Genomic DNA, 26357 nt, shown 5'->3' on the forward strand with positions numbered 1-26357 from the left:
TTTTTGTTTTACTTATCACTTAACATTCGACAAATAAAGGAGGTGATTCGTATTAACAAGCGTATTGGGCTTATGATCGCCAGGACACGCAAAGGATTGTCTATTACTAAACTTGCAAAGCTTGCAGGTATTACTAGAACATACTGCAGTTTAATCGAAAACGGACATTATGAGCCGTTACCTGATGTTTGGGTAAGATTTGCAAAGGCACTCAATGTAAGCGTGAAGGAATTAAGGAGTTGATTTACAATAATCCGGGAAATTAAGTTCAAGCCATATGATGAGGATGTAATAATATTGGCTGATCTATTAACGGAGGACGGCTTATTAATCAAAGATCTTAAGATTATCAAAGGTAATGCTAATTTAACAACAATTCCCAAAGTCAGTACTAAACTATTTCATGAGATTATCCAAAACTACAAACAACACATGATTCAAAAATATGGAGGATGATAAAGCAAATGGAAAACATTGAAAACACTATGATGGAACTACTAAAGGTCAATCCGCTTTTAACTATAGAGCTTTGCAGATTAATAATTTCTGTAAGCCTTTTAGTTGCACTACCCAAAGAAATAACATTAGATCAGACTGGCCGACAGTATCAATATATGGAACTAAGGAACACAATGAAGAAGCTAGAGGACATGTGCCTGTCTCATGTATTACAAAAGGAAAACCAATAAATAAAGAATATAGGTAAAATACACTCAAAATTAATTAATAAACTGGAGGTTGGTTAATAATGAGTAACATTATTAAATCAAAGGATTGGTGCAATAGATATGACCAAAGAAGAATTATATTCAAAAGGCGTTCGCGCCGACTCTGAACAGGGGAATCATTACTTTGTATGTGAAACCTGTGGTCAGGAATGGCGTAGTAAACTCTGGAATAACTACAGTTGTGCATGTGGATCACAGGCAGAATATCATTACATAGAACATATAGAAGAAACTGTAAATCCAGCCAAAGATAAACCAAAGGTTAAACTAGAGATTTGCACAGATGATCCGGTGTTAAAGCAAGCTAGGACGGAGGCCAAAGCAAAGGTAACTAAGCTGCAAAGACATTTGTTTCAATGTTCGTCTTGTAGTAAAACCACGATACAACATGATTATGTACAGTCGCTTAAGTGTGCTTGTGGTGACTTGATGGTTATTAAGTATACTTACATAGGAAACCGAGAGTATTACGCTTACGGGCCAACAGTAGGCCAACAGATTGAACCAGGAAACCTCATTAAACAAGTAAGGAAGTCTCTTCGGTTATCACAGGTTGAACTAGCCAAAGAATTAGACTGTAATCAACAGTTTATTTCAGGTATGGAGTCCGGTTCAAAACCAGTACCACAGTACATTATTGATAAACTAACGCAATTATATTTTATATAGTTTTTAAGGGTTTCAGGTAGTAAAAACGAAAGGTTGATACAAACACCTTACCTGCTATTTTTACTACCTGAAAAACCTAGGAAAATCAAGGGTTAAATACATTGATTTTGACAAAGGAGTGGTCACAATAGCCAAGACAAAGAAAGTCCTGCAGGAGGAACCAAAGGTTAAACCTACAGTGTATTATCAAGAATCAGACTTAGCATATTCAAAGTGGGCATTATCTTTATCTGGTGTTTATTTTGTACGTCCCAGGCTTGTACCTGAGTTTACAGCTTTTATGTATGCTGCGGGTTATACTGCTGTAGAATCTAGAATTACCTTCAGTGTAGACAATAGATAATTCAAAGGAGTATATAAACTTATGAACAAGAGAAGTCCTTAATAGAACTTGAACAAGCGGGAGATTGGAGAAAGCTTGAATATACAAAAGAATACTTAGAAGCAATGAAAAATGAATATGACTGCCTATCATCCAATGATGAAGAACTAAAGATTTATTTAAGTCAGACAGGTGATGTTGTAACAGACGTTAGTAACTAAAGAGGAGTGAGCGGTAATAGGTAAATTAATTAAAAAAAATAAAGGTAGTGTAATTCTCAGAAAGGTATGGGAGGTGTAGCGAAGCGATGCAATTACTTCCTATAAAAGTAGCAGAAGAGAAAGAAAAGGATAATCCTTTTTTTATTCCTATGATTCAACTATACCTAAAACATGTAACTGTATACCTTGCGCTATGCGATATCGACATCACTTTCAGCGATCAGCTTTATACTGCAGTACCTATTAAAATTGGAGTAACTAAGAAAACTGTGGATAACAAAGGAGATAAAACAGAAGTAACAATCAGCAATGTTGACGATAGTTTTTCTGCAGCTATATTCGGTGGTTATGACTTTCGGGATTGCAAGATTATTATTTTCGATATCCCATATCCTGCGGCTCTTACAGACGCTAGTCAATATAGGATAAGATTCATAGGTTTCTTAGACGCTCCTGAGTTAGACTTGGGAAAAGCTACATTTAAAGCTGATGTACGGCCTATGATGCCTAATGACTTTACTTCAGGCAGAACATTAATGTTAAGCTGTAACAATGAGTTTGCAGATCAAGTATCATGTTTTGCTAATAAGGATTTATCTACAGGTATCGTCCAAAGTGGCAGCACAAGTAATCATATATATATCCAACAGACAAAACCAGATGGTTACTGGAGGAATGGAATTATTACAATCGATCACCAGTTGAGAGTTATTAAAGATTCCGTAGGTAAACGCATAGATGTTGAGGTGGGATTCATAGGAACGGTTGAAGGTTCTTATACTGTTGAACGGCATTGTACGAAAGTATATAGTAATTGCGAAACTTTTGAACAACAAACGAATTTTACGGGATTCTTAGGAATTCCAGCGCAATATATAGTTAAGACGTAAGACCAACAGTGATAAGCAACATAAGCATTTTAACAAAATACAAAGAAATAGTAGGCGGGTAGAAGTTTGTTAACTTCTCTTGCCTATTTATTACAATCAAATAAATGTGAGGTATACACATGGGAGATATTAAAATAATCGATAGTATCATGGGAATCGGCAAGACTTCCTATGCTATTCAAATGATTAATGACAATCCAAACAAAAAGTACATATACATTACGCCTTATCTTGATGAATTTAAGCGGGTGATAGAGGACTGTATTAACTTTGTAGAACCGTCCAAATATAATCAAGATGGTGAAGTATGCACTAAAATGAACAACTTCCATGAATTACTAGAGAACGGAAACAACATTGTATCAACACATGAATTATTTAAGAGAAGTACTCATGTTACATTGGAGTTACTTAAGAAACAGAATTACATATTAATTATTGATGAGGTTATGGACATTGTAAATTCTGAAGAAATAGCAACGGCAGACTTGCAAATGGTTATAAAGGAAGGATATTGTTCAGTTGATGAGGATAACCGTCTAATATGGAATGATGAAAAAGTATATGACGGTCGGTGGGCAAGGAAGTTAAAAACACTATGCAAGAACAAGTCAATCTATGTTGTCAATGGAAAGTCACTTGTTTGGACGTTTCCACCGGAAATCTTTAATTGTTTTGATGAAGTGTATGTACTAACGTATTTATTCGATTGTCAGATAATGAGATTTTACTTTGACATCTGCAATTTGACATGGGAAAAGTATAAAGTTATTAACAAGCCTAATTATGAATTAATTAAGCATAATAATGAACCTGATGACGTGTCATGGATAAAAGAGTTGATTTTATTTTATGAAACCAAAGCAGCAAAAGAAATAGGGCAAAGTAATACAGCGTTATGTAGCACCTGGTATAAGAATAAAGCTAAAAAAGAACACTTTGATAAACTTAAGATTAACCTTGAGAACTTCTTCAAAAACTTCTGTAATACAAAACAAGAATATAATCTATGGACTACATTTAAAGACTTTGAGGAAAGACTAACGATAAAGAGAGCAGGTGATTTCTTATCACATAACATCCGTGCTACCAATAAATACCGGCATAAAACTTCAATAGCTTACTTAATTAATAAATACATGGATGAATCTGTAAGACATTTCTTTCTTGAGAAGAACATTACATTAGTTAATACTACAGCTATCAAAGATCAGTATGCTTTATCTGAAATGATACAATTTATATTCAGGTCAGCCATTAGAGACAACAATCAGATAAGACTATATGTTCCTAGCAGTCGTATGAGGGGAATACTTAAAAGATATTTAGGCATACCAAAGTCAGTCTAATGAAAAAAAAGCAAATATTTTGCTTTTTTCTTTTGAAAAACCCAGGAAAATCAAGGGTTCCAAGGGGGTCATCATTAGAAAGAAACAGGGGGATAATATCATAAAGATAAATCTATTATATTTGATTAAACAATAAGCGCGATAGCGCATACCTGTAGCGTCAGCGAAAGGTATACCGTAACACCATACTATAGTTTATACCTAAGTAGGAGTAATTGACTCTGCGGAGTCAATGGCCTTACGGCCTGATTAAATCAATCCAAGATAAAAACATAATACGATAATCACTTTTATATTTGGTCAAGAAATATACTTTAGCGCGTAGCGATAAAGTTTGCGAAGCAATCCGTAACCAATACATAACTATAAACTATAGTAAGGGGTTTTATCCTTCCGCTAACGCTACAGGATAAGCGAACTGCGCTTATTGTTTGGATTGATTTACTTATGATCTTACACCTTGAATTGGTCTTAATGTGTATTAGGTGAACCAAGATAAGAACCATGTAAAATATGCAGAAATCATACATAAACCCTCAGTTTCAATCAGATAATCATATAAAGCAAACACTAGAGAAATCAATAGATACCAATGTTTTACTAATGTTAGTTACTTGGCATAGTTATACAATTTTATATGTTAATTCCTAGTATAATAGTATGAATTGAAAAACCTTAGTATCTATAAGGAATCTTCCAGCGTTTTTCTAGTGTTAAACCTTACTCTTTTCGTAAGGTTATTTTTTATGTCATTAAAGGTCGCTCCTGATTTTTCAGGAACAAATGTTTTACCTACACAATACATAATAGGAGTGTGTTATATGAGCGAAAACCGCAAGATAGAATTCGATCTAATAGCTACAGGAATCAATAAACTAAAGGCTGATATCAAAAGTATTCAAGAGGAGTTTTCCAAGGTCGGACAAAGGAAAGCTACTAATACTAAGATATCAGATCAACTTCAAAAAGAACTATTAGATGCAAAAAAAATCGTTAATCAACAAGGGCAGGCAATCAATGAATCATTAGGTAAAATTGGAGGTACTAATAATTCAGGAATACTCAAGTTTGTTGATGGATATAAAAAGGGTATTGCAGACCTAACCCTCCAGGCCGAGAAGTATCATAGATTATTTCAGGAAACAGGTAATCAGGACTATCTTAAAAAATATCAAGGGTTGGTTCCTGTGATTCAACAGCTAGACCGCGAACATAAAGCCTTTAGTAATACTCTAGGGCTGGCTAATAAGAATGCGGGATTACTTGAGAGAACCTTGGGCAGTATGAAACACCACACAGGTTATATGTTATCAGGTGCTTTACTAGGAACTGCTATAGGTGTTCCTTATGCTTCAATTAAGACGCTTGCGGACTTAGAACAACAGTATAATCAGCTAATGACAGTGCTACCTCAGATGCATGAAAATCAGTATGCTTATAATCAAATAGTCAAAGAATCACTTGCTGTAGCTCAGAAGTACGGTTTAGAAATTAATTCTATAACTGAATCCTTGCGCTTAGTTGGTCGGGTTTATAAAGATACAGGAACAGCGATGAAGCTTACTGATATTGCTGCCAAGCTATCTATAGCCGATAATTTTAATCCTGCGATAGCAAACAAATATATTGAATCAACTATTTCAGCGTTCCAACAACAGGGGAACGCTATTAATTTTGCTACTCATGCCATGGATGCTGCAACAGCAGTTAGCCACAATGCCCAAGTATCTGCACAGGACTTAGCAGAAGCCCATATGCGCAGTGCTTCTGCCGCTCATGCTACTGGAATATCTTTTGATGAACTGAACGCACTCATAGGGACAATTGTAAAAAATTCAGGTCAAAGCGGGGCTTTGGTTGGCAACGGCATTAAGGCCATAGCGAACAGCCTGCATAGCAGCAAAGCTATTGCAGAGTTTGAAAAGCTGGGTATTAGCGTTTACAAAGTTGGTGAGAACGGGGAAAAATCCTTCAAGAAACTTACAGACCTTTTACTTGAGACTATGATTAAAGTTCCTGCTGTTAAGACGAACCTTGAAGAAGCCTTTAGAGATTGGGCCGGGGGAAAATATCAGGTTTCCCGCTTGGCAGGGCTTATGTCGGACCCTAACGAGTACATAAGGCTATTAGGTGTTAGTATTAACTCAGCAGGATTCACAGATCAACAGATTGTTTACCAAATGGATACTATCATACGCAAGGCAGAACAATTAAAAGTATCTTTGCAATCATTGGTAATGACAGGTGGTCAGTCAGGAGCAGCCTCTTATATTAAGACCTGGCTAGATGATGCTACAAACTTTGTAAAAGGACTACAGCAAATACCTACTCAAGTTTATTCTGTAGTTGGCTCAATGGTTAAGTGGACGATTATACTGTATGGAGTTAAAACGGCAATCACATTCCTTGAAGGGTCAATGGTAAGCTTAAATGCTCTTAAGGCCGCTAATGTGGCAACTACTACAGCAGAAACCGTGGCCTTGACTGCAGAAGCAGGAGCAGCAACAAGAGCAGCCGGAGCAATGGGGACACTTGGAACAGCAACAGCAGCCGCAACAGGTGGCTTTAGTTTATTATTGGCTGGAATCATTGCAGCAGGTACTGCCACAGCAATCTATGCCGCAAATGTTGGCGAATCTGTAAGTAAAACAGAACAACTTGAGCAAAAAGCTAAAGATATGATTAGTGTGAAGCAACAGGAATTAGACATGAATAAACGTCAAGTAGAACATATAGGGACTTTGGGCAGTGCTTATATTCAACTTAAAGATCAGGTAGCTAAAGTTGGAGATAATGAACAGGCTCGAATCAAACTTCTGAAGATCATAGAAACTACTGAAGAAGAATTAGGAAAAGTTGTTGGTGAATCAGGTTTAGAACGCATTAAAGCTTCAGATGATATTCAATCAGCAATAACTCAGGAACAAAAAACACATTCGCAAAAGGCATTAGCAATACAAACTTCATTGGATGAGCTAAGAACTACACAAAGGAAACTTGCTGATGATACTATTACTTACTGTAATGAGCGTGTTAACGCTATTAACAATGAAGCGATTGCATTCGACAAAGCTGCAGACGCTATAGGAGAGGCGTTAGGTAAAATAGATAGATTTATGTTTGAGTATTACCGCAACAAAACAAATTACCTTAACAGCCTTGCAGATGGTCAAATACAAGACGAATGGAAAATCGCCGGTATAGTAGTACCCGAAGGGCAGGACATAGCTGCTGTAACTGACCAAATTAAAAAAGAAGCTGAAGAAGCTAATGCCAAGGCAGAAGAAATAAAGAACAAAGCTGTATCTTTCTATGCAAACAAAGGTAGTACTGCAGCGTCTTTAGGTGGTCTTTATGTTCCTGGTGCCACTGGCTTAAAGGTAGGAGGGGATGAAGTTCCGGAACAGGACGGAAGTAAGAAAAAGAATACTGCAGGTAATAACTTAAAAGAACCTGCAGATAAATCAGCCGAACTATTCAGACTTCAGAAAGGCCGGGAAGTTGATGCATTATTTAAAGATTTAAAGCGTTCTACAGATGATTATCAAGCTGCTTTAGATAGATTAAACACAAAGCAAGATATATTTGGAGTATCAGCAGATATTACAGATCACAAGTTATCATTAATGAATAATCATATTTTAGATTTAATGGCTAGAGCTATGGAGATGGAAAGTCTAGCAGATGATTATACACAGCAAGCCAATGATATTGTAGCCAATAATGAAACTTTGGTTAATGCATTGAAGGAACGTAAAGAAACTTGGAAAAGTTTATCCACACAAGAGCGAAAGGAATTGTTATTGTCATACCGGGACTATGTTCAGGATGAGAAAACATTATTAAAACTTATTGACCTGGCAGACGAACTAAAAACTAAAGTATCTGATTTAAAGAAAGATGCAACGAAAGGCGCTAATGATACCGCAAAGACTGCTATAAGTGATGCGGTTGCTCTTTATGATTCACAAATGAGAAACTTAGGATATAACAAAGAATATGAATTAATCGGATTAGGGCGGTTCTCTACTGAAAATCAACAAAGGATAATCAACCAAAGGTATGCTGTAGAAGAGTTGGCATTTGCTGAAAAACGCCTTAAGGAAATTCAAGATAGTCCACATTCTGAAGAAGATTTGTTAAAACAAAGGAATCACGTAGAATCTCTTAAACAGTCGCTTGATGAACTAGGAGATAAATTCTATAGTATTCGCTCAGAGTATGCCAGTATGGCCTCTGATATATTGATTCAAAATCAGTCTTTAAGTCAAGTTTGGGGCAAACAATGGAATGATTTAGCCAATGATGCTATTAAAGCCTTGTTTAGAATTCAGAATAGCACTCCGAGTTTACTAGGTTCTTTGTTTAATCTCTTTGGTGGTTCTAAATTACCTACTTTCAACCTTGCTCCTGTAACTGTTGCCGCTAACGCTAAGGGTTCCATAGGTAGCCAGCAACAGCTTTCCTGGATACGTGAAGGTAACAAGCGTGAGGCTATAATCCCTCTTGAAGATCATAAGGAAAGAGGTAGGCAGCTCTGGTTACAATCAGGGAAAGAATTAGGGATGATTAACACTCCTTATGTCCCTTATTTAAAGAATCCTGAACTGCCACAACAGGTAGCTGCAGCTTCACAACAGAATCAAAACCGAATGACGGAGCTACAATTAGAACGTCAGACGGCCTTAATGGAACAACAGAATAAACTTATATTGGCACTATTAAATAAACCTGATAGCGGTGGTGGGACATCTGTAGCTCAACCTATAATGATACAACAGCAAATGACTATGGATGAATTTAATGAAATGTTAGCGAAATCACAGGCATTCGGCTATAGGCGTTAAAAAGAGGAGCTATTGAAGCTCCTCTTGATATTTAGAAAGGATTGATCCTATGTATAACCAATATTTAATTGACAGACACATGAACAAACATCAAATTTACCCAATGCTACTTAAAGATGCCAGAGAAGCAACTAAAGGAATAACTAAAGTAATTGATATGTTAATGTTGGGCGGGACTATGTTTGAAAGATTTAGGACTGTTGAAGAATACACATTAATAGAACAAAAGGAAGAACTACAGAAACTACTAAAGTACGCAACTAAAGAAGGGACTAATGTTGATACCTTCGATATACATATGGCAAAAGTAGCGTTCATTAATTTAATAGGATTTGGAAGGATGGATAATAGTATGAAAGAAGTCAAAAGTGGAACTATAGTTAATGATAGAAACGGAAACCAACATACTGCATATAGTTACTTAATTACCGACTTTGTAAAGGCAATGGAGTTACTACAGAGGATTGATACAGTAAATATAATTAATAATTGTATTGATGAAGATTCTAAAGAAGCAATGTTAGATATAGTTTATCTTGCCTTGGACGGTAGAGAAGAACGAGAGGATATTGTAAAGTATCTTGACAGTGAATTCGCAAGTCAGGTCATAAGGATATATTTTGACTTACCTGTGATGGAATAAAAGAAGTTAAAGGGGGTGTCTCAAACGAGGCATCCCTTATTTTAATTGGAGGAATGATTAGATGAACGAACAAGATATTTATAAATTAGCCATGAGTGTTATTTACCAATGTTCAGAAGGTATAGTTAGAAGAGTACAAAACAGATATAACGGATTTTCTTTAGAGGGTAAAGCAGAGATTGACTTTGCTACTGTATTAACATTGGATACTATTATATCTAAGATCGAAGCAAGTGGCATGAAAGCTTACATTCTTGAGTATGGCAAAGGTTCACTAATGGATAAAAACAATCCTTATCTGAGTGAATACATGCAGTCGGGACTATGGAATCCAGATAGGAGAGGCTATGATGTCTCAGGACGTGCTAGAGGTTGGTATAAGAATGCTGATGGTGAACTAGCCTATTCTGACGGTAGAGCCAAAGGTCGCTCATTGGAGCGCATGAGAAAGCCTGAGTTTATGCCGCAGGAGGCCATGCACATAATTGAGGAGGAAATAAATTTTTCTATCCATGGGATTGAGGAGGCTATTGCTGATGTGATGGCCGAAGGGATAGCTGATATGATTGCAGGTGAACTTAAGTCGATACGGGTAGAGATATGAAAGTGAAAGGTAGATTACTTTTTTCTGGTGTTGTTAATTAATTTGGGGAAAAGTTACCATAAAACACTTGTTCTGGAATACTATATATAGTACAATAGGGTGTATGAAAATACATTATATTGTGTTTTGGGGAGGTGAAACTAGTGAATAAAAAACAGACCAGTCCTAAAGTGGCAACCACTGCATCTAAGATTCTACGCGATAATCGTTTTAGTGAAAAATCTAAATCTGTTGCAGGGACTGCATTAGCTCAAACTAAAAAAGGCAAATAGGATTCAAAACATATGACTGCAAGCGATTTTTAAGGTTGATAAATCATTCAAAGGAACAAGGGGGGGGATTGACTCTCTTGTTCCTCTTTTTTTGTGCTGCTTGCGCTATTCGTCTTTGTTAAATAATTGCCATTTATGATCGGCAACAATTGAAAGTTGTTTGAAAATTAAAAACGCATATTCTCCCAAACAGCAAAGCGCAAATTTAGCATGTTCTAAATCTAATTCAATTCCATAAGTATTTTCTTTTAATTTGCCTGGGAAATGTACCTCAAGGATTTTTCTTTTTTGGCTGTTCCAGCCTTTAACACTTTTTATGTTAGAGTTTGAATGCACGATGGCATGTCTCATGTTGGAAATTACCCAATACCATTCATTTAGGTCTAAATTCCGATTATTATTTTTCTCGAAAAACGCTAACTGAGGGGCAATTCTCCGAATGAATTTAAAGATATCTTTATTATTGCGATATTTTTTATTGGTGCAAATATAGTTTCTCCATTCTTCTTGGGTTGTCGGTAATGGTTCGTTAGGGTCTTGTATTCTAGAATTATCGCAGAATGCCAGATATGCCGAAATAATATCATAAAGGAATGTTTCAAACGCTTCATATCCTTGTGCCACTGACCAAGCACAGTGGCGTTGAACAATTACAGTAATAGTTTTAAGTATTTCTTCTCCTTTTGCACTGAAGCTGCCAGATGTAAAATGTTCGCGCCAGCCATGACCGGGAGATTCTGTTAAATCGCTAATAACTAATGATGAGCCAATGAATGACTTATTTAGTTTAATTTTCGTTTCATATACATTCTTGCTTTTATCTAGATGTATTGTAGTTTGATAAAGTATTCCGTTTAGTGTATTCAAGGTTGAATACACGTTAGCTAATGCAGGATATAGCGGATTAGTAATATTCATTAATTGCTCTCTACTTTCTTACAATATTATAGACTGTAATTTAAATTTTATTTTGGAATATCCTCCTAGATTTATTACAAATATTTTCTAGTAAAAAGCATATATCAAAATTATCTTCATAAGTTTCTTAATAATTATGTTGAATATTACTAACGTTCATTGACATTATGCCTCTTATTTGGTATTATTTAGGTAGAATATAACTTCCGATAATATAAAGTTATAGGAAGTTAGAAATGCGAAATCGGAGGTAAATCTAATGGCTGATTTGGTAGAGGTTGTTAAAGGAATTTCAACAGAGGTACTTTCTGAGCAAGCTAGAAAGTATATTGCACAGTCCAAGGCTGATAACACAGTCAAGTCGTATAGATTTGACTGGGCTGATTTTACGGCCTACTGTGCAATGACTAATGTATCCCCTCTACCTGCAGACGTAAGAACTATCATTAGTTATATTACCGGATTAGCACAGGATAAGAAGGTATCAACTATCAATAGAAGAATTTCAGCAATTAGCCAAGCTCATCAAGCGGCAGGTTATGAGACACCTACACAAGCATTTGCAGTAAAGGCATTGCTTAAGGGTATCAAAAGAGAAAAAGGGACTATGGCTGATAAGAAGCAAGCTGCCGTTATTAATGATGTTAAGTTAATGATTGAAACATTAGGCGATAGGTTGATAGATATCAGGGATAGAGCATTGATACTTATTGGATTTGCTGGCGCGTTTAGAAGATCAGAACTTGTAAGCCTAATTGTAGAAGATATTAACTTTGACAGAAATGGCCTAACGGTAACATTAAGGCACAGCAAGACAGACCAGGAAGGACAGGGGACTAAGAAAGGTATACCTTATGGCAGCAATCCTGATACATGTCCAGTAAGAGCATTACTTGATTGGATGAATGTCTCAGGTATAACCGAAGGTGCAATCTTTAGAGGTATCAACAGACATAGCCAGGTACAACCTAATGCAATGACCGATAAGGCTGTCGCTTTAATCGTGAAGAAGCTGGCAGAGCAAGCAGGGTTAGACGCTAGTAAATACGCAGGTCATAGCTTAAGATCAGGATTCATCACTACTGCTGCTGATTGTGGTATAGATGAAAGAAACATCATGAGACAGTCAGGGCATAAGTCCACAACGGTCATGAGAGGCTATATTCAAGAAGCTACACTATTTAAAAATAATGCAGCGGCTAATGTAGGGCTATAGTTAAGCGGTAGAGCGGGGGTGTAAACCTCTGCTTTTTCTTTTTGTTGCTGCAGGCATACCCTTGGTGTCTTGCGTTATTCCAAAGACTGGTTTTTCTGCAAAGGTACGGACGTATTATGAACGCCCAGTTTATGTACTAAAATTTGCTTGAAATCTGATAATAGCTTTAGGTCGTTTTGGGAAATAACAAAATTCGACATAATGACAACCATATAATAAAACTAAAGCAATGATATGAGAGGATTGATGATTAATGGAACTATTTATCTACGCTGCGTTATTAGGACTCATTCCAGCATTTATTGCAAAGTCTAAGGGCAGAGACTTTATCTTGTGGTGGATTTATGGAGCAGCATTATTCATTGTAGCATTAATTCATTCATTTGTTATTAAACCAACAGAGGATCAGCTAATAAGTGAAGGAATGAAAAAATGTCCCTTTTGCGCTGAGTTGATTAAACCAGACGCTAAAGTCTGCAGATATTGCGGAAGGGATTTGCCGATAGTGGAGCAAGTTAAAGAAAACTTATCGCCATATCAAAGGGCCGCTATTGACAACAAGAGTATAGAACCCAGGCAGAAATAACAAGGAAAGTTATTATGAATTTAAAGAAAAATGGGGAGGGTCGCACGCTTTTACTCTTACTCAGTATAGGGCAGCGCAGAGGTACGCCCCTGAGCGGGGTATGAGGTTAGGCGAGGAGGCAATACATAAAAAATACTTATTTTACTCTCTTGCGTTAATATCTTATGTATGCTATAATTCTTCAAGTGAGGATAGAGCATAGGACTACGGGAGGAATTCAAGGGGTTACACGCTATACATTAGCGAGACAATTGAGAGCCTAAGATCACGTATAATCTTATTCGTGGCTAAGACAACATAACGCGCCCGTAGCTCAGGGGATAGAGCACCGGTCTCCGGAACCGGGTGCGCAGGTTCGATTCCTGCCGGGCGCACCAGAGGAAAACCAAGCCTTCTCAGTTTTATTGAGAAGGCTTTTTTATGCTTTGGACAATATCCGCAAACGCTTTTCTTGCCAGCGTTTTTGTGGTAAAATGCTGATGAAGCATAAAAATTAATGTTAAGGAGATACAGGTTTATGTTTAAATATGGTATAGCGGAGATTGTAGCAAGCCGGGAGGTTTGTGTAAATTAGACGATACAAAAACCTCCCATAAGTTATAACTATAACTTTCAGGAGGATAAAAAATTGCATAAAATAGATATGAAAAAATTAGGGTTCACCGATAGGTTTGCGGCTGAATCTACTTTATTTAATGGTCTTTATGTTGGGCGTGTTTTTTCGCAATCGAAAGATTTATATAAGGTAATGTGCGAAAACGGTGAAATGATGGCCGCGGTGTCCGGTAAATTTCGTTTTGGGGCGAAAACGCTATCTGATTTTCCGGCGGTAGGCGATTTTGTCATGCTTGACCGGGAGGTAAGCGCAAACGGGAATGCCATTATTCATCATGTGCTTTCAAGAAAAAGCGTCTTTATCAGAAAGGCGGCAGGAACAGCAAACGACGAGCAGGTTGTGGCGAGTAATATCGACACGGTTTTCATATGTATGTCGCTGAATAACGACTTTAATCTGCGTAGGTTGGAGCGCTATCTGTCCATCGCCTGGGATAGTGGAGCAGTTCCCGTTATCGTTTTGACTAAATCGGATTTATCTGACGATGTGGAACAAAAACTCCATGAAGTGGATACTGTCGCCGTTGGCGCCGCTGTGCTTGTTACCACGGCCATGCGTGAGGACGGCTATTTCCAGATAATGCGGTATATTAAAGAAGGCCAAACAATCGCGTTTATCGGTTCATCAGGCGTTGGCAAGTCTACTCTTATCAATCGCTTAATTGGAGAAGATAAGCTGGATACCAAAGGACTTAGAAATGACGATAAAGGGAAGCACACGACCACAAGGCGCGAGCTTATTCTGCTGAAAAATGGCGGCATAGTCATTGACACGCCGGGAATGAGAGCGCTTGGCCTGGAAAGTGCTAATCTGTCTAAAACCTTTGCCGATATTGACGAACTGGCGTTTATGTGTAAATTCCATGATTGTACGCACGCCAGCGAACCGGGTTGTGCGGTGCAAAAAGCGATTGGCCACGGTACTCTTTCCGGCGAAAGGCTGTTAAGCTATCAAAAACTAAAGAAAGAGGCAAAATACGAGGGGCTTAATTTCAAGCAAATTGAAACTACGAAGCTGAATGAAATGTTTAGCAGTGTAGGTGGTATGAAGAAGGCCCGCAGGTTTGCAAAAGGTAAAAATCGGGAGAGGTAAAATCAAGAAAGGAAATTGGCTTATCATCCTATATTATTTGGAGTCGGTGTTATGCGGAGCAAAGGCTTATCGCATAACAAACATGCTGTGAGATAGCCTTGCTCCATCCTAAAACTACAATTTAGGAGGAGCATAATGGGCTAAGGTGAGAGCGACACGGTGATTTTGCCGTGTCGTTTTTTTGTTTCCGAATTACCTTGTAGGGTGCATTGTAATAATCTAACTACTATAATTGATTTATAGCAGCAAGATAAAGGATTAACGGAGCGAGGAGCAGAGGAACTAGCGTCATGCTGAACGTCAATGAGAATATGCGTGTATTAAAGGCTATTAGTAGTATGCCAATAGATATCCGTACCAAGCAACCGGATTCTGGCCTTGGAAAAAAAGACTTGACTGTATGACCGGTATATAGTTTACGCTTATAAACCAGAGTAAGTGGTGCATGTTGACAGATAGATTCCAAAAGGCAACTATACTTGTCATATTTTGCCCCAAATAATAGGATGAGGTGGATAATGAGTTAAGTGGTTTACCTTAATATGAATTACATATCGCTAAGTCAGGTGCCCGTTTAGGGCTTAATAGGGAAGTCCGGTGCAATACCGACGCGGTCCCGCCACTGTAATGGGGAGCAAACCCGAAGATATGCCACTGGGACAAGAGTCTTGGGAAGGTGCGGGAGAGCTATGAGCCAGAGCCAGGAGCACTGCCTGTCTGATGATCGCCGTTTTACCTACGAGTGATGGGTGGAGATTGCATTTGGCGTTTGCTTGCTTGGGAATGTTCCTACGTGAGTCTGCGCAGCTTGTCCATTTACTCCTGGTCCTAGACCAGGAGTTTTTATTTGGATCAATGCTGTAGAATCCCTCCCCCGGCTGCCATAACCGGGAGTTTCCCATTTTTACTTCTCCTTTCTTCTGGCATCAAATGGCCTTAATTTATTCGGTTATAGTCACTAGATATTTTTTTATCTTGAAAGGAAGAATGCTGATGAAAAAGAAAACAGTTCTGAAAAGCCGTATGCTGCTGACGGCCATTGTTGCCGGTTTATGTTGTGGGGGCGGCACAGCCGTTTTTGCTGCTGAAACAGTAGAGGATTTTACACTTGATTCGATAGTAGTAACGGCTACCCGTTATGAGAAAGCAGATGTTGATGTTCCTGCATCCACTACCATTTTGACGAATCAAGATTTAAAAAATACTGGTGCTGAGAATATACACATGGCTTTGCAAAAAGTCGCCGGCCTTGCTTATACTACATATGGCCCTAACGGGAATCCCTATTCCACTATGTCAAATTCAATTACTATCCGCGGAGTAAGCAATGGCACCTTGGTATTAATAAATGGAATCCCGATTAATATGTCTGGTAAATATTATTTGGATTCTATTCCGGTCGAGAATGTGGAACGGGTGGAAATAGTAAAAGGTGGCGGCGCTGTTTTATATGGCAGCGAAGCCATGGGCGGCGTTGTAAATATTATTATGAAAAAGCAATTTGAAAATACCGTGTCGGCAGGTATTGGTAATTTCGGACAGCGCAATTATAATGCAACATTTAATTTAGGTAAATTAAATGTTGGCTATAGTAAAGACAAATGGGGCAAACTGGATAAGATTCAAACCAATAAAGATGCTGCCGGGGATAGGGACAGCACCTTTAAGGGTTCTGATAAAAACAGTGTGTTTTTAGAATATAATTTCGCTGATAATTTCGCGTTTTTATATAATTACATGGATAATGAAAACGGCTATCAAACATGGTTTGGCGACAATTGGAAAAACAGCAATGCTGCTCAGGCCGGCGATTTGCAAAATGATAAAACCTATACCAACAAGTACCATATAGCGCAGCTTAAATATAGTGAGGAAAATTGGCAGGCCAGTTTGTATTATAATCAAAACGAGCCTATTACAAGAGGGTTTACCAATTATTCCAGTAAAGGAGTCCTGAGCCCATCGCTTGATGCGACTGATCAAAAGGACAGGACTTACGGGCTTGATGCCCAGAAGCATTGGCAGATAAATGATAGGACCAATACTGTTTTTGGCTTTAATTATAAAAATGAATATTTTAAGCAAGCTAATGCGACTACCTATATGCAACAGGAAAGAAAAGTTTTTGGTGTGTATGGACAATGGGAACAAAAGCTGAATGCTGTAAATTCGTTTATTTTAAGTGCCCGTGAAACCTGGACTGCCGGTGCTGACAAGGATGCAGATTATAGTAATTTTAGCGCATCTGGACAATTTATTCATAAATTAGGTGAAAAGGACAGGGTATATGCCAGTATTGGCCAGTCGTTCATTTTACCTACCTTTAACCAAATGTACGGCAGCACCTATAATCTTTTGCCGGCGCCGGAATTAAAGCCCCAAACCGGCACCAATTATGAAGTTGGCTGGAAAAAAGCTGATGACAGTCATCGCTGGAAGGCTGCGGTATATCATATTGATATTAAAGATAATATTAGTGCAACATGGGAGCCGTCAACTGGTATATCAAAATATAAGAATGAAACTTTTAAAAACACCGGTGTTGAGTTAACCTGTGATATAAGCGGGGAAAACGGGTGGTCGTATAGCTGGGGAATTAATTATGGAAATCCTAAAGTAAAAGCCGAAGGTCATAACCTTGCTGCCAAAGAGTATTGGGACAGAAAATATGGACGCTGGCAGTTGACTGGCGGAGTAAGTTATCAAAAAGATAAATGGAGTACAAGCTTAAACGGGACCTATTTAACAGAACGTGTCGGCACGCCCTCGGCTGCGCCTTCTATGAAAATAAAGCCATATTTTCTGACCAGCCTAAGCTCCACCTACAGCATGGACAAAGATAACGAAGTTTCCCTAGCTATAGATAATCTGTTGGATAGAAATGATATTGTAAGCCATACAGGCACTAATTATTATGCAACCCCCTGTAACTACTTATTAAGTTATAAACATAGGTATTAATTTAAAGCAATAAAAAAGACCGCACACGTTCGCTTCCGGTCGGGTGCACCATAAGAAATTCAAGCTTCCGGCAATTTGGCGGGAAGGCTTTGTGATGAACAGTATGACAATGGGGGACGTCAGGCTATTTTCGCCAGTCTGGACGTCCCCCATTGTCTGCGTAGAAAAAAGGAGGGGTTCCCCCTCCTTTTATCAACTGGCATATTAAACTCAGAATTTATAGGTAACGCTAACGCCCAAGCCTTTGCTTTTGGCATCGAATTCATAACCGGAGTTTTTAAACTCAAGGTTGTCGAATTTTTTATAACGATAGAACAAATTCAGGTCTGTGTTTGCCGCGAGACCATACCCAAGACCTAACTCGTAAGAATAATTGTCATCGCCTAACGCAATGGTCCCCCAGCCGTTAAGCTTGTCCGACAGTTTGGTAACTCCCGTAACGCCAATTTGCGCAACCGTCGTAGAATCAATGTCGGCAGACCCTGATCCCGATATAGTTAAATCGCCGCTTAACCGTTGTATGCCTAGAAAGGCGTAAGCATGGGGATCTAATTTATATAGCAGATTGAGTTCATGCACTTTGCCGTCCACTTTGCCGGTATAACCGTACAAATAGGTGCTACTGGAATCTAAGTTTTGGTATTTATACTGCAGGGCAAATTTGTCACTGAGACCTGTTGTGACGCCAAAATCCAAGTTGGTCTTTTTGTCCCAGTCAATTGAACCACCGCCATCGGATGTTTTTAGCTCAGAGCGAATTATGCCGATTTCGGCGGACGAGGTGCCTCTTTCAAAATCGGTATAAGGGGATGCGGACGCGACAGCACATGACAGTAGCATTGACATCGCGATGACTAATAATATTTTTTTCACGGTAAACAGCTCCTTTGTAAGTTTTAGCCAGTTGATATTCTAATTATATACGTACGGGGGGGCGTGAACAAGGAATAGATAAATAAAATTCAAACTATTCTGAGCAAAGATAAGTAAATAAGGAAGGCGTTTGCCGCCTGATAAAAAGTATTATTCCCCGGCTAAGGGCAATTTTTCTCAGAAAGCTGCGGGACCTGACACCGATATACGCCGCTTAAAGAAAGTCTAATACCCCCGGCTATTGTGCCGGTTATTTTTTTGCCTTGAGGCGGCCCTTGTATTCTATAAAACAAACATTAATTGCGAGCGGTGTGAACTTAACTGAATTTTCCATACCATATCGCGGCGAAAAGGAAAAAAACGGCCAGAGCAGAATTATAAAATATAATATAACTGCGACAAGTTTGCTGTAGCATACAAAAAGAACGAGCCTTTAAAAAGCCCGCACAGGTTGATTTAATCCTTATGCTTATTTAAAAACTCCAGAAATTCCGTCAGGTCCTCGCCTGTATTTTTCGCCACATCCTTAATTCTGGCAAATTGGGCCACAGTGCGGAACACTAGCGGATTATTCAAATTGGAAAATTTGGGCGAACGCTTAAGCAACTGCTCTTTCAGACCCGGATATTGCTTCAGCACGTCGGCAATTTTATCCTCTGCGGTAATCATCGCCGGGTCACGTCCTTTTCATTTTATATAGGCCTAACCGGTCTGGGGAGGGAACGCTGCCAGTCCGAGCCTAGCTGTTTCTATTGTAATTGATAATGAATATTTTTTCCAGCCAGACATCAAAATAAACATAGCGGGGGAGGTATTCGATGAGTGAGTTAATCAACAACCGTGAATATCGTAAGCAGGTCATTAAGGAAATTCTGCTGGATTTACACCGGGGAAAATCGGTGGCAGAAGTTAAGCCCCGTTTCGATGCCATAGCTGCGGATATGGTGCCGGCGGAACTTTCGCTGATTGAGCAAAGCCTGATTGATGAAGGTATTGAAGTTAGCGAAATTCAAAACCTGTGCGATGTGCACGCCGCAGTATTCAAAGAAGCCCTCAGCGGCAAGCCGGATGAGGCAGTTCCCCCGGGCCACCCGCTGGATATTTACCGGGATGAGAATCAGGCGCTGGAGAAGTTGATTGAAGAAGAGATCCGTCCCCTGCTGGAAGAATTCAAGGCCGCCCCTCCCGGGGACTCTGCCGCCCAGGTTTCCCGTCTGGCGGAAAAACTGAACCTGCTGTGGGATGTGGACAAGCATTACAGCCGCAAGGAGAACTTGATTTTTCCTTTCCTGGAAAACTACGGCATAACCGCTCCCCCGAAAGTTATGTGGGGGGTAGACGATGAAATCAGGGCCCAGCTAAAAGAAGCCAAACGCCTCGCCTTGCACTACCGGCCTGCAGATCAGGCACAGCTGAGTGCCAAAATCGAAAACGCGATCGAGCAAGTGCAGGAAATGATTTTTAAGGAAAATAAAATTTTATTCCCGATGCTGCTGGAAACACTGAGCGATAATGACTGGCTGGCGATTCAGGAAGACAGCGATCAAATTGGCTATTGTCTGATTGAACCGCAGATCAGCTGGCAGCCGGCTGGGCAAAGCCAGGCGGAGGTTCCGGCCGCCCTGACTTCCCGCAATGCCGGCAAATACATAAAGTTCGCCACCGGCGTGCTGACCCCCAAGGAAATCGAGCATATCTTCAGCCATCTGCCTGTTGATGTTACTTTTGTGGACAAGGACGGAATAGTGAAGTTTTTTTCCGCTTCTAAAGAAAGAATCTTTCACCGGACAAAAACCATTATCGGCCGCAAGGTGGAGAACTGCCATCCACCAGCCAGCGTCCACATTGTTGAGCAAATTGCCGCCGATTTAAAAAGCGGTAAGAAGGACCAGGAAGCCTTTTGGATAAAAATGGGAGAAAAATTTGTCTATATTCAATATTTTGCCGTCCGGGATGGCGAGGGCGAATTTCTGGGCGTCCTTGAGGCCACGCAGGATATCCAGCCGCTCCGGCAGCTTACGGGCGAGAAGCGGATTATGGACTAGTGTCTTGACCACATTATCTTTTTAGTTTGATGACGGCCAAAATGGCCAATGGCGGCGTCAGCCCCTCCTAGCAGACCCCTTCCAGTATGAGTCGTCGGCGCTTCCTTGCTCTTGGCCATTTTGTCTCGCCCTAAAACTAAAATATAACATGGCCAAGACACTAATGGTCTGACTACATTTTACTAAAGGATAAATAGTTTGTGCGTGTGATTGGCTGTTATCAGAGCAAGGGCGCATTCCATTATTTGCTGAAAACGATGGAATGCGCCCTTTGGCGCCGAATGTTGCGTCAGCCTGCAGGATATCGACATTTACAAAGCGAACAGCACAAACAGCGGAACCATCTTGCAATCAGCCGGTTCGCAACTGAGATGCCGGCCTGTCTAGACGATAAGGGGGAAAGTGTAAATGGGACTACCTTTTAAGCTCAAGTCCAAAGAAGAAAAGTATTGCCGGCACCTGCGGGAAAATACAAAGGAAATAAAAAATGCCACAGCTATCCTGTATGAGGCCCTGGATAACCCGCTGGCTGTTGCGGACATGATGAGCCGCATGGATGCAGTGGAAGAGCAGGCCGATAAAGTGACCGGCCGTATTGTGGCATTACTGGAAAAAGCATTTATCACTCCCTTTGATCGCGAGGACATTTACACCCTGGCGCAAAAGCTGGATGACATCGTTGACCAGATCAAGGAAACGGTGGAATGTCTGGCCTTGTACAACGTCGGCCCGGCGCCGGCCGGTGCCATGGAACTGGCGGTTTTAATTGCCAAGGCCGGCCGGCAGCTGGATAAGGTGATGGGGCAACTGCCCAAACTGAAGCAGCAGCGCGACAAAATTGAAGCAAGATGCAGGCGGATTGCCGGCATGGAAGAGCAGGGCGACAAAATCTACCGGCAGGAAATGGTGAGACTGTTTGGTCAGGTCCAAGATCCGATTGAACTGATAAAGTGGAAAGAAATTTTATTACATCTGGAAGATACCCTTGATCTCTGCGAGACAGCAAGCAAGCTGATTCAAGGTATCGTCCTGAAATATGCCTGAGCCGGCAACTGGCAATCCCGGTTATTTCCTTCTGTTTTGTTGACAGTAGACGGGGGGAGATATAACTGCCGGGGATAGGCGCGCAGGCCGCGGCTAGCTATTGGCAGCTGTAGAGCTGTTAAACAAATACCGCTGAAAGAAAAATCCCAGACCCAGCCCAAAAAATGCTGAGCCGGCCACATGGAGGTAGTAGTCGCCGAGTGGTCTTAGTTCGATAAATTTACCTTCAATTACTGCCGAAAACAGCATTTCGGCCAGCGCTGAGGCCAGCAGCCCCAAAAAAATTCCTTTTACAATTAAATTTGTTTGTCCTATGGCCTTAATTGTATAATAAAACAGAATCCCGATCAGTCCGCCGATTACGAAATTTACATAGAGGCCCAGCAGGAAATTTGGCCTGTTCATAGTTAATATCATGCTATCAAGCTGATAAATGCTATACCGGCCAACACCCCAATACAGCATGATGCGGGAAACGATTTCAGCGAGCAAAGTTGACAATGCGCCGATTATGGCGGCGAGCAGTGGTTTATCATTATTCAAAATACTTCCTCCTTTTACCTTTGTGTTATTGTTCGCAGAAGCGAAGCCAGAAATACTTGCGATAAAAATCAAAGTTGACTGGTGATGAAACTCGGGTCAGGAACCTTCCGTATTTTTCGCCGGTTCTACTTTGGGCAGGGACCGGTAGCGGCACTAGTCGATTGCCGCTGTCTCAGAACCGTAAGGGGGTGTCCCGTATCCCTTTTCTGATGGAGCATATGCATACAGGCTGGCCGGGCCTGATTTTGCTTGGCTATCTTATCGGCGTCATCACAGGCTTGTTTGGCATTGGCGGCGGCTTTTTATTAACCCCGTCTTTGAAAGTAATATTTCATGTGTCCTATCCTGTGGCTATTGGCAGCAGCTTGCTGCAGATTTTTTGCACAGCGCTGTTTTCTGCCTACCAACACTGGCAGCATAAGATGCTGGATACCAAAATGGGAGCCATCACGGCGGCAGCCAGTCTGGTCGGAGCTGAAGGCGGTGTCCGGCTGCTGCAGTTTTTTTCTGCCCAGCAAATGGTTGAGCTTGGCGGACGTCCTGTTCCCCTGACAGATGTAATAGTCAGTCTGGGGTTTCTTACGCTGTTGCTTCCCACCGCTGTATTTATGTACCGGGAGGCCTGCGCCAGCCGGCAGCGGGGCACTGATGAACCGGAGACCAGGCTGGGGAACCGGATTGCGAGCTGCCAATGGCCGCCGGTAGTGGCATTTGAGCAGTCCCAGATACTGCGTTTAAGTATTTGGATGCCGGTGCTGCTCAGCCTGCTGGTAGGGCTGTTTACGGGCCTGCTTGGTATTGGCGGCGGGTTTGTCAGTTTCCCCTTATTAGTCTATTGTCTGGGAATGCCGACCAAAACTGCCGTCGGCACAAGTACTCTCCAGGTCCTGGCAGCAAGCGGCTACGGTGCTGTGCGTTATATACAGGCAGGCAATGTCGATTTCCTGCTGGTTATGTTTATGCTGCTTGGTTCAATGCTGGGAGCCCGTACCGGCATAAGGCTGTCCCGGCGCATCAACGCCTGTGATACCCGTAGCTATTTTTCCGGGCTATTGGTAGTGGCTGTTTTGTTGATTGTGTATGATCTGCTTAAACAATTTGCCCTATAATGGGTTTGAATAAAAAATATTAGTAAAAATTACAAGTTTGATGATAGGTTTTTTCATGTAATAAAACTTGAAAACTAGCGGGTAATGATGATAAAATACTACTACAATAGGGTTGAGGATAATTCGCTGTAATTTAATATATTCTTATGCAAACTTATTGAAAGATAAGGACGCAAAGCTATGGGTCTACGTACTTTGTATATGACTGCCAGGTTGCATTGCAACCTGGCAGTCCTTTTATTTGCTTTTTGGATAAGTAATATTATTTAATATTATTATTTTATTAAAGGTTGGTATCTTGAAGCGCAACACCATAATCTCTGCGTGCGGCGGCGAGGAAATGAGGTAAGGCAGATTGGCAAAATCATGGATCAGGGCGGTGAATAACCTGTGAAAAAATTAATAGGCCTCCTGGTGGCAATAACAGCGTTAACCGGTATTTTTACAGAAAACCCGTTCGGTAGTACCCCGGCAGGACGGGTTTATGCCGCCAGTGCCGGTACTGACCAACAGCAGTTTCCCGCAGCCGGCTATATTGCGCCGGAAATTTATGCCGGCCTGCTTGATGAACTCATGCAGGTGGGCCAGCGGCGCAACCATCCTGACAGCAAGGTGAAATTTAACGGTGAAATCCGCTTGCATTATGCGCAAAACAGCGGCCCCGGGCGCTGGGAGCGGGATGCAGCCGGAATACGCACCCGCCTGGGCTTTCATGCCGATATATACCGGGACTGGCAGGCCTATGGCATGCTGGACGGGCAAAAGAGCTTGCACAATTATAATAACAGCTTGCGCCTTTCCCGCCTGTATGTTACGGGAACTATCGGCGCAACCGCCCTGAGAGCGGGTTCCTTCGGCTATCTGATGGCCGAAGGCAATGTGTATGACAGCCGCTTTAACGGTATCCGCCTTGACTTTGGCGGGCCTGTGGAATATACGCTGAGTTATGGGGAGACTAACGATACAAGCAAAACCTCTGTGGCAACTGCGCGGTATTCTGATTTTGATTATAATCTGGAAGCCGGCCTGTACCACTATGAGACCGGTGACAATTTGCACAGGCCAACAACGATCCGCACACTGAGCGGAAACTATCAGTTCAGTAATTTTGGCCTGGGGGCGATGGTGCTGGCTTCCAATGTGAAAGATAACCGGGGGGAGAGTACCGGCTATGTACTCAGCTTTGATTATGGTGAGTTGAAAACCTGGCGGCCGGGAACTTACGGAATATTTGCCAGATATTATAACCAGCCCCAGGGCACTTATATTGCCCATGGAATGAACGGCAGGGGCAGTGCCATGCAGGGCTTTAAGGGCTATGGCGCAGGCCTTAATTATACCCTGGCCGAAAATTTTGTCGGTGGTATTGAATATTACGATCTGGCTGACAAAATAAGCGGGGAAAAGGGCAAAACCTGGTGGAGCCACATCACACATTATTTTTAACTAGTAAGCAGGTGAATCGCGGCAATGAGAAGCATAGAGGGCATTCTTGCCCGCAAAGACTATCTGGCTGTTGTCGGCCTTGGCTATGTTGGCCTGCCGCTGGCGGTTGCTTTTGCCGACAAGGTCAAAACGCTGGGCTTTGACAATAATCAGGAAAAAATTAAGGTTTATCAACAGGGGATCGATCCTACCCGGGAGATTGGTGATGAAAAAATCAGCAGCACGGCCCTGGAATTTACCACAGACCCGGCCAGGCTGAAAGCGGCCCGGGTGATTATTGTGGCTGTGCCGACCCCGGTAAATGGCGATAAGACCCCCAATCTGGCGCCTGTCATCAATGCCAGCAAAGTAGTTGGCCAAAATTTATCGCCAGGCAGTATTGTTATTTTTGAGTCCACTGTATACCCGGGGGTTACCGAGGATATTTGCGTGCCGGTGCTGGAAAGAGAGTCCGGCCTGGCATGCGGCCGGGATTTTAAGGTGGGTTATTCACCGGAACGGATCAATCCGGGCGACCGGGTGCACAAGCTGGCAAGCATTTGCAAAATTGTGGCCGGTATCGATGCCGAGACCGTCGAGGCCATTGCGGCTGTCTATGAGCTGATTATTCAGGCCGGGGTCTATAAAGCCCCGAGTATTAAAGTGGCTGAAGCGGCCAAACTGGCTGAAAACGCCCAGCGGGATATTAATATTGCTTTTATGAATGAACTGGCAATGGCCTTTGACCGCATGGAAATCAACACAACCGACGTAATTGCGGCGATGAACACCAAATGGAATGCGTTAGGGTTTTATCCTGGCCTGGTTGGCGGACACTGTATCGGCGTCGATCCGTATTACTTTATTTATCAGGCCGAAATGCTGGGCTATCACTCGCAGATTATTGCCGCCGGCAGAAGGATTAATGACAATATGGCCAATTTTGTTACGGAAAATATCATTAAAAAAATGATCCAGGCTGATAAGGATGTCAAAAAAGCCAACATCTATCTTATGGGCCTAACCTTTAAAGAGAATTGTCCGGACATGCGCAATTCGAAGGCTGTCGATGTCTGCAAGCAGCTGGCGGCCTATGGGATTAAGGCCAAGGTTGTTGATCCGTTTGTCGATCAAACAGAATGCAAGCAGGAGCTTGAGCTGGACCCGGTAGCGCTAAACGAGGTCCGGGATGCCGATTGCCTGGTGTTCTTAGTGGCCCATCAGCCCTTCCGGGAACTGCAGCCGGCAGACCTGGCCGGCATGTATAAACAGCCGGAACAGCAGAGCCGGCATGTCCTTATTGATGTGAAAAGTATATTTAATCAGCAAACTATGGAAAAAAACGGCTATTGCTACTGGAGCCTGTAAGCATAAGGGGGTGCAC

The 26357-nt window shown here is 41.2% G+C and carries 22 protein-coding genes, 1 tRNA gene and 2 riboswitches; of the genes, 19 read left to right on the plus strand and 4 right to left on the minus strand.

Features of this window, described 5'->3' with window-relative positions; genetic code table 11:
- The first annotated feature begins 72 nt into the window (after window positions 1-72).
- The 9 genes from ACZ481_RS08235 to ACZ481_RS08275 all read left to right on the plus strand — a co-directional run bounded on the left by ACZ481_RS08235 (window position 73) and on the right by ACZ481_RS08275 (window position 10545).
- Entirely contained in the window at window positions 73-243 is a 171-nt protein-coding gene (locus ACZ481_RS08235; protein ID WP_464770597.1) for a helix-turn-helix domain-containing protein, read from the plus strand.
- A gap of 221 nt (window positions 244-464) precedes the next feature.
- On the plus strand, window positions 465-689 hold the full coding sequence (locus tag ACZ481_RS08240) for a hypothetical protein (protein ID WP_464769669.1): 225 nt from the start codon (window positions 465-467) through the stop codon (window positions 687-689).
- Window positions 690-788: 99 nt separating this feature from the next.
- Window positions 789-1397, plus strand: coding sequence for a helix-turn-helix transcriptional regulator (locus tag ACZ481_RS08245; protein WP_464769670.1), 609 nt, complete (start codon window positions 789-791; stop codon window positions 1395-1397).
- Window positions 1398-2026: 629 nt separating this feature from the next.
- Window positions 2027-2830 carry a hypothetical protein gene (locus ACZ481_RS08250; RefSeq protein ID WP_464769671.1) on the plus strand — a complete coding sequence of 268 codons (804 nt, stop codon included), beginning with the start codon at window positions 2027-2029 and terminating at the stop codon, window positions 2828-2830.
- Window positions 2831-2949: 119 nt separating this feature from the next.
- On the plus strand, window positions 2950-4179 hold the full coding sequence (locus ACZ481_RS08255) for a hypothetical protein (protein WP_464769672.1): 1230 nt from the start codon (window positions 2950-2952) through the stop codon (window positions 4177-4179).
- Window positions 4180-5000: 821 nt separating this feature from the next.
- On the plus strand, window positions 5001-9026 hold the full coding sequence (locus tag ACZ481_RS08260; protein ID WP_464769673.1) for a phage tail tape measure protein: 4026 nt from the start codon (window positions 5001-5003) through the stop codon (window positions 9024-9026).
- Between the two features lie 79 nt (window positions 9027-9105).
- Entirely contained in the window at window positions 9106-9669 is a 564-nt protein-coding gene (locus ACZ481_RS08265) for a hypothetical protein (protein ID WP_464769674.1), read from the plus strand.
- Window positions 9670-9730: 61 nt separating this feature from the next.
- Window positions 9731-10273: a hypothetical protein gene (locus ACZ481_RS08270; protein WP_464769675.1), complete on the plus strand. Its 543-nt coding sequence runs from the start codon at window positions 9731-9733 to the stop codon at window positions 10271-10273.
- 143 nt (window positions 10274-10416) lie between these two features.
- Window positions 10417-10545, plus strand: a complete 129-nt coding sequence (locus ACZ481_RS08275; RefSeq protein WP_464769676.1) for a hypothetical protein — start codon at window positions 10417-10419, stop codon at window positions 10543-10545.
- A 105-nt stretch (window positions 10546-10650) separates the two neighbouring features.
- Here the strand turns inward: ACZ481_RS08275 and ACZ481_RS08280 are convergent, their stop codons facing one another.
- Entirely contained in the window at window positions 10651-11463 is an 813-nt protein-coding gene (locus ACZ481_RS08280) for a hypothetical protein (protein ID WP_464769677.1), read from the minus strand.
- Between the two features lie 259 nt (window positions 11464-11722).
- Here ACZ481_RS08280 and ACZ481_RS08285 point away from each other — a divergent pair, with 259 nt between their 5' ends.
- From ACZ481_RS08285 to ACZ481_RS08305, 5 genes are all read left to right on the plus strand, one after another.
- The gene (locus tag ACZ481_RS08285; protein ID WP_464769678.1) at window positions 11723-12679 is read left to right on the plus strand and encodes a site-specific integrase; all 957 of its coding nucleotides are present in this window, start codon (window positions 11723-11725) and stop codon (window positions 12677-12679) included.
- Between the two features lie 253 nt (window positions 12680-12932).
- Window positions 12933-13265 (plus strand): zinc ribbon domain-containing protein, encoded by a 333-nt coding sequence (locus tag ACZ481_RS08290; RefSeq protein ID WP_464769679.1) that lies wholly within the window; start codon window positions 12933-12935, stop codon window positions 13263-13265.
- Window positions 13266-13567: 302 nt separating this feature from the next.
- Window positions 13568-13642: transfer RNA gene (locus ACZ481_RS08295), tRNA-Arg, on the plus strand.
- Between the two features lie 251 nt (window positions 13643-13893).
- Window positions 13894-14973 carry a ribosome small subunit-dependent GTPase A gene (gene rsgA / locus ACZ481_RS08300; RefSeq protein ID WP_464769680.1) on the plus strand — a complete coding sequence of 360 codons (1080 nt, stop codon included), beginning with the start codon at window positions 13894-13896 and terminating at the stop codon, window positions 14971-14973.
- Between the two features lie 547 nt (window positions 14974-15520).
- Window positions 15521-15704, plus strand: a riboswitch (cobalamin riboswitch).
- A gap of 262 nt (window positions 15705-15966) precedes the next feature.
- On the plus strand, window positions 15967-17934 hold the full coding sequence (locus ACZ481_RS08305) for a TonB-dependent receptor plug domain-containing protein (RefSeq protein ID WP_464769681.1): 1968 nt from the start codon (window positions 15967-15969) through the stop codon (window positions 17932-17934).
- A gap of 210 nt (window positions 17935-18144) precedes the next feature.
- Here the strand turns inward: ACZ481_RS08305 and ACZ481_RS08310 are convergent, their stop codons facing one another.
- Together ACZ481_RS08310 and ACZ481_RS08315 are read right to left on the minus strand one after the other, a co-directional pair.
- Window positions 18145-18807, minus strand: coding sequence for an outer membrane beta-barrel protein (locus ACZ481_RS08310; protein WP_464769682.1), 663 nt, complete (start codon window positions 18805-18807; stop codon window positions 18145-18147).
- A 456-nt stretch (window positions 18808-19263) separates the two neighbouring features.
- A complete protein-coding gene (locus tag ACZ481_RS08315; protein WP_464769683.1) occupies window positions 19264-19476 on the minus strand; it encodes a DUF1858 domain-containing protein in 213 nt (70 codons plus the stop codon).
- A gap of 149 nt (window positions 19477-19625) precedes the next feature.
- Between ACZ481_RS08315 and ACZ481_RS08320 the strand changes: the two genes are divergently transcribed.
- Together ACZ481_RS08320 and ACZ481_RS08325 are read left to right on the plus strand one after the other, a co-directional pair.
- Window positions 19626-20852, plus strand: a complete 1227-nt coding sequence (locus tag ACZ481_RS08320) for a DUF438 domain-containing protein (RefSeq protein ID WP_464769684.1) — start codon at window positions 19626-19628, stop codon at window positions 20850-20852.
- 408 nt (window positions 20853-21260) lie between these two features.
- Window positions 21261-21896 (plus strand): DUF47 domain-containing protein, encoded by a 636-nt coding sequence (locus ACZ481_RS08325; RefSeq protein ID WP_464769685.1) that lies wholly within the window; start codon window positions 21261-21263, stop codon window positions 21894-21896.
- Between the two features lie 93 nt (window positions 21897-21989).
- Here ACZ481_RS08325 and ACZ481_RS08330 read toward each other — a convergent pair whose 3' ends face one another.
- Window positions 21990-22439, minus strand: a complete 450-nt coding sequence (locus ACZ481_RS08330) for a hypothetical protein (RefSeq protein ID WP_464769686.1) — start codon at window positions 22437-22439, stop codon at window positions 21990-21992.
- Between the two features lie 209 nt (window positions 22440-22648).
- Between ACZ481_RS08330 and ACZ481_RS08335 the strand changes: the two genes are divergently transcribed.
- The 3 genes from ACZ481_RS08335 to ACZ481_RS08345 all read left to right on the plus strand — a co-directional run bounded on the left by ACZ481_RS08335 (window position 22649) and on the right by ACZ481_RS08345 (window position 26341).
- Entirely contained in the window at window positions 22649-23548 is a 900-nt protein-coding gene (locus tag ACZ481_RS08335; protein WP_464769687.1) for a sulfite exporter TauE/SafE family protein, read from the plus strand.
- A gap of 137 nt (window positions 23549-23685) precedes the next feature.
- Window positions 23686-23769: riboswitch (cyclic di-GMP riboswitch) on the plus strand.
- 169 nt (window positions 23770-23938) lie between these two features.
- Entirely contained in the window at window positions 23939-24994 is a 1056-nt protein-coding gene (locus ACZ481_RS08340) for an S-layer protein (protein ID WP_464769688.1), read from the plus strand.
- Between the two features lie 24 nt (window positions 24995-25018).
- Window positions 25019-26341, plus strand: coding sequence for a nucleotide sugar dehydrogenase (locus ACZ481_RS08345; protein ID WP_464769689.1), 1323 nt, complete (start codon window positions 25019-25021; stop codon window positions 26339-26341).
- Window positions 26342-26357: the final 16 nt, after the last annotated feature.

It is taken from the genome of Sporomusa intestinalis, assembly GCF_055383785.1.

Coding starts and splice junctions, on each gene's coding strand:
- ACZ481_RS08235 (WP_464770597.1), top strand. CDS start 73: ATGATCGCCAGGACACGCAAAGGATTGTCTATTACTAAACTTGCAAAG.
- ACZ481_RS08240 (WP_464769669.1), top strand. CDS start 465: ATGGAAAACATTGAAAACACTATGATGGAACTACTAAAGGTCAATCCG.
- ACZ481_RS08245 (WP_464769670.1), top strand. CDS start 789: ATGACCAAAGAAGAATTATATTCAAAAGGCGTTCGCGCCGACTCTGAA.
- ACZ481_RS08250 (WP_464769671.1), top strand. CDS start 2,027: ATGCAATTACTTCCTATAAAAGTAGCAGAAGAGAAAGAAAAGGATAAT.
- ACZ481_RS08255 (WP_464769672.1), top strand. CDS start 2,950: ATGGGAGATATTAAAATAATCGATAGTATCATGGGAATCGGCAAGACT.
- ACZ481_RS08260 (WP_464769673.1), top strand. CDS start 5,001: ATGAGCGAAAACCGCAAGATAGAATTCGATCTAATAGCTACAGGAATC.
- ACZ481_RS08265 (WP_464769674.1), top strand. CDS start 9,106: ATGAACAAACATCAAATTTACCCAATGCTACTTAAAGATGCCAGAGAA.
- ACZ481_RS08270 (WP_464769675.1), top strand. CDS start 9,731: ATGAACGAACAAGATATTTATAAATTAGCCATGAGTGTTATTTACCAA.
- ACZ481_RS08280 (WP_464769677.1), bottom strand. CDS start 11,463: ATGAATATTACTAATCCGCTATATCCTGCATTAGCTAACGTGTATTCA.
- ACZ481_RS08285 (WP_464769678.1), top strand. CDS start 11,723: ATGGCTGATTTGGTAGAGGTTGTTAAAGGAATTTCAACAGAGGTACTT.
- ACZ481_RS08290 (WP_464769679.1), top strand. CDS start 12,933: ATGGAACTATTTATCTACGCTGCGTTATTAGGACTCATTCCAGCATTT.
- ACZ481_RS08305 (WP_464769681.1), top strand. CDS start 15,967: ATGAAAAAGAAAACAGTTCTGAAAAGCCGTATGCTGCTGACGGCCATT.
- ACZ481_RS08315 (WP_464769683.1), bottom strand. CDS start 19,476: ATGATTACCGCAGAGGATAAAATTGCCGACGTGCTGAAGCAATATCCG.
- ACZ481_RS08320 (WP_464769684.1), top strand. CDS start 19,626: ATGAGTGAGTTAATCAACAACCGTGAATATCGTAAGCAGGTCATTAAG.
- ACZ481_RS08325 (WP_464769685.1), top strand. CDS start 21,261: ATGGGACTACCTTTTAAGCTCAAGTCCAAAGAAGAAAAGTATTGCCGG.
- ACZ481_RS08335 (WP_464769687.1), top strand. CDS start 22,649: ATGGAGCATATGCATACAGGCTGGCCGGGCCTGATTTTGCTTGGCTAT.
- ACZ481_RS08345 (WP_464769689.1), top strand. CDS start 25,019: ATGAGAAGCATAGAGGGCATTCTTGCCCGCAAAGACTATCTGGCTGTT.